The sequence below is a fragment of the Lactobacillus sp. W8093 genome, from assembly GCF_016100925.1.
Classification (GTDB): Bacteria; Bacillota; Bacilli; order Lactobacillales; family Lactobacillaceae; genus Lactobacillus; species Lactobacillus helsingborgensis.
In genome coordinates this window covers 1-2,995 of the sequence record NZ_JACFRL010000018.1, presented here as the reverse complement: position 1 = coordinate 2,995, position 2,995 = coordinate 1, and the positions used below count along the sequence as shown (strand labels likewise).

The window sequence follows — 2,995 nt, the reverse complement described above, 5'->3', positions numbered from 1 at the left end:
TACACCAGATGAAATCTTTGAAAGAGAATTAGATCGCATCTATCAAACAGCCTAAACAAAAGTGTTCAAGTTATTATTGCAATTTGCGTTTTTATTTTGTTCAAAGATATTTTATAATTGAGATTAAATTTAAGAAAAGAGAATAAATATGAAAAAAGCGATTGTTTTAATCAGTGTAATGGCCGCTGCGCTATTGACGGGATGCAATAAGCAAACAGCAAAATCAAATTTAAGTTCACAATCATCAAGTAGTTCAAAAATTGTACGTCATGAGACTAAATCATCTAGTGAAGCTCCTCGCATTAATATTCATAAAAAATATAAGGGCTTTAAACTTACAACTGTACCTAGCCAGTACCGTGGTACCTGGTATCGCGGCGATCCTTATTCTAAAAGGGCTAGAAAACTCGTGATTACTGAGCACACGGTTAACGGCGATGTCACTTATCAAAAAGTTGATCCAAATTTAAAATTGAATCGTCACTCTGAAAAACAAAATAAAAAATACTCTGGCAATATTGTTCTAATTGATACTCAAGGTAATTCGTTAAAAGTGCGCGGCTTCTTGGATCTGGTGAACTTAGATTATCAACCTGGTCAATTTAAGAACCATGATTGTCTCTTCTTAAGCTATGGGACTGATCCTAGTGTCATCAACGGTGCGATTTTTATGGATAAAAATGTTGCACTTAAATATAGAAAGTATGATTTTACTAAGGTAAAGAAAAATAGACTGTCATAACGACAGTCTATTTTTTACGTATTTTACTTCTTTAAAGCAGCAGCTTGTGCTTCTTCTGGAGTGTTAGATGGTGTTAACTTAATTCCTCCGGCAAATTTAACATCATCAGCTTTAACATAAGCGTCGTGTCCTACATCGATTTTACTTTGTCTTGCTGTTGGAGTAGTAGTTGCATAGAAACTGGTTCCAACTAAGTGATAGAATAATTCAGCTTTATTTTCGCTCGGAACCCAAATATACATTAATTTGTCTACCTTTAAGTGTCCCATTTGCTTTATGATCTTTTGACCATTATGGTTTTGAATAGTTCCATCGGCATTGTAAACATCGGTAGCTTTAGGGAAGGTGATGTAAGAGAAGTTCTCTGCATTATAATCATGTACAGGTAACTTCTTATCAGCCTTAACATCAATTGAATAAATCCAATTATCTATACCCTTGATATGGTAAATAGTTTGATCACCATTAAATGAACCAACTGCATATGCCACTTTATCAGCTCGGTCACCACTTTCTAAACGGTCTACGGTAAACTTAGTACCATTAGGAACTGATTTAACAATTTTTGGATTACCATCACTAGTAAAGGTCAAGATAGGTGCGGTCTTTCTATAATATTTTGCGACATCAACAGTTACGGTAGTCTCATCAACATTTTTTGATGAAGTGTTAGTTGTATTTGTCTTGGAAGTAGTTGTTGTAGTAGCAGCACTAATGTTAGAACTAATAACTGGTCCTAAATTGTAAGACTTAATATATTGTTTTCTTGGACCACCTACTCTAAAGTAACGTTTACCATTCTTAAATTTGTAGGAGCCACCGTATGTGGTTACAGTTTTTCCCTTGTAGAATTTCCACCTCTTACTGCTTGCAGTCATACCATATGGCGTTCTTTGAGTAGAAGTCCGGTAGATATAAGCATTATGTGTAATTTTTCTAGTTACACCATCAATGTTGGTTACTTTGATATATTGATCCTTGCCTGAAATTTTATAGTATTGGCTACCGTCAATAGTAACAGGAGTTGGGGCAACATAGATTGAACCATAAACGTACGCGTGGTGCTAGTTAAATCGTTCTAGACAATAAGCCAAATTATAAGCTAATATTGCAATTTCCAACCGGCTTTGAAAGCCTATCAGACTACGTGCTCGATTGTTCTCGGCATTGTAATAGGTCAGAAGCGAAAAGCCGCTTTCAATTGTTCTGCGAATAGCCATCAATTGATGATTATTGTGCTTTTTAGCTTCTGTCATATTTTTACGATATGATGTCCAAAGTTCATAACCCATTTGTTTTAGCTGTTGATGCAGTTCTTTGCCTAAATAGCCTTCGTCGCCAAGAAGATAGTAATTAGATGGATGGGTATTTTCCAGCAGTTCAACTGTCTCCCTGGCATCATGAACTGATGCTTTTGTTACGACATAATCAAGAATGTAACCGTCATCGCTAACAATGGCATGAACTTTGAAACCATAGAAGTAAATTTTCTTGGTGGCCTTATAACCAATGTTGGCATAACCGCGAAAAATTTTAGCACGATAGTTGCGAATTGGTTGGCAAACAGGTACCGGAAAGCTGTCAATGATCAAGAACTGTCCATTCAGGTCAACCTTTTTATTCATTTCTTGCCGTATCTGATAAATCAATTGTAATAGCTGACGTGAACGCCGATTAAAACGTGAGTGTGATAAACAATTGAAAAATTCACAGAATCTTCTTTGTGATTCAATTCCTGTCTTAGCTTGCCAGATAAGCAAAGCCCAAATCAGACTGTCCGTAGTTTTAATTTGATCAATATTTCGCCGATGAGTAAACTCAGCCGGTGCATACAAACGATACCAGTGCCGACAAATTATCACTAAATCTTTAAAACTAGCTTGTAAATGGTGGCTAAAATGCCTAAGCTTAAGGCAGTTCAATCAGATCAGACTCTTTTCTATTATTACTATTTACAAGTCGAGTCTAACAAGATTGGACTTTTTTATTAACTAAAACGATTTAACTAGCACCACGCGTACTATTATATATTATAGTATCTAATATTTAGTTAAATATAATTGATGATGATTTCAGTTTATTGATTAATTGTCCGAGAAAGCAAGAGATTTTAATATTATGATAAATCCGCCGATTGTAAAATTAAATTGAACACTTGATAGAAAATAAAAAGTCCATTTGGACCTGTTTGATAGAATGTTAATAACCACAAAAACATCTATGGAGGTCAAAATGGACTCACTACATTCTATC

2 protein-coding genes and 1 pseudogene are annotated in these 2,995 nt (G+C 35.0%); 1 reads left to right on the top strand and 2 read right to left on the bottom strand.

Features of this window, described 5'->3' with window-relative positions; translation table 11 throughout:
* Positions 1-148 precede the first annotated feature (148 nt).
* Positions 149-742 carry a hypothetical protein gene (locus H3T47_RS09140; RefSeq protein ID WP_198214157.1) on the top strand — a complete coding sequence of 198 codons (594 nt, stop codon included), beginning with the start codon at positions 149-151 and terminating at the stop codon, positions 740-742.
* 23 nt (positions 743-765) lie between these two features.
* Here H3T47_RS09140 and H3T47_RS09135 read toward each other — a convergent pair.
* Both H3T47_RS09135 and H3T47_RS09125 read right to left on the bottom strand, forming a co-directional pair.
* A pseudogene (locus H3T47_RS09135) lies at positions 766-1,797 on the bottom strand (SLAP domain-containing protein); the annotation flags it as partial.
* 9 nt (positions 1,798-1,806) lie between these two features.
* Positions 1,807-2,664 (bottom strand): IS982 family transposase, encoded by an 858-nt coding sequence (locus H3T47_RS09125; RefSeq protein WP_199283251.1) that lies wholly within the window; start codon positions 2,662-2,664, stop codon positions 1,807-1,809.
* Positions 2,665-2,995: the final 331 nt, after the last annotated feature.